The organism is Salinicola salarius (assembly GCF_002179555.1).
GTDB classification, from domain to species: Bacteria; Pseudomonadota; Gammaproteobacteria; order Pseudomonadales; family Halomonadaceae; genus Salinicola; species Salinicola salarius_A.
In genome coordinates this window covers 1-658 of sequence record NZ_NHOU01000131.1, presented here as the reverse complement: position 1 = coordinate 658, position 658 = coordinate 1, and the positions used below count along the sequence as shown (strand labels likewise).

Here is a 658-nt window from a genome sequence, read left to right as displayed (position 1 = left end):
GTCAGCGGCAGGGTCGGCAGAAAGTGCTCAATGCTATAGAGCATCTTCGAGATATTGCTTTGGCTGATTGTGTAACCCAGTGCGCGCAGCCGCTTGGTCAACTCACGCTGGGAGATGGTCTCGCCAGCGTCCTCCTCGATCATGCGCTTGGCCTCGTAGATGCCACGTGCCCGCTCGATCCAACTGAGCTGGCCCCGGTTATCGTTCTCGGCCAAGTGCCCGGCTAGCACGTTGATCTCGCCCTGCCACGGGATGAAGTGGCAATCCTGGTGGTAGAACTGTTTGTCGTCAGTCTCCTGGTACAGCTCGTTGAGGATCATCAGGCGGGTATTGCCGCCGTCGGAGATCATATAGCGATCATCGCCCGGTCGTTGAGTGACGGTCAGTTTCTGCTTGAGCCCAACGGCACGGATCGAATCCTTGATCTCCTCGTACTTCGGATTGTGGTGAGTACGCGGGTTGCGGTCATAGGGACGCAGCTGATCCAACGTCAACGACATAGCCTGCTCGCGGGTCGGCGCCGGCAGCCGGTCGGTGGGCTGACTCCTGAGCGCCGGTCCTGGCTGGTTCAGCTTCGCCGTGATCTGATCAGGGGTAACGGATGGTTTACTCATGAGGTTCACTCCGGCTGCCGCGAGTCGCAGCCTTCAGAATCGAA

At 59.1% G+C, this 658-nt stretch carries 1 protein-coding gene; it reads right to left on the bottom strand.

Going from position 1 to position 658, the window contains the following annotated elements; translation table 11 throughout:
- Positions 1 to 614: ParB family protein (locus tag CCD76_RS19465; RefSeq protein WP_179208981.1), on the bottom strand; the 614-nt coding region annotated here is incomplete at its 3' end.
- Positions 615 to 658 lie beyond the last annotated feature (44 nt).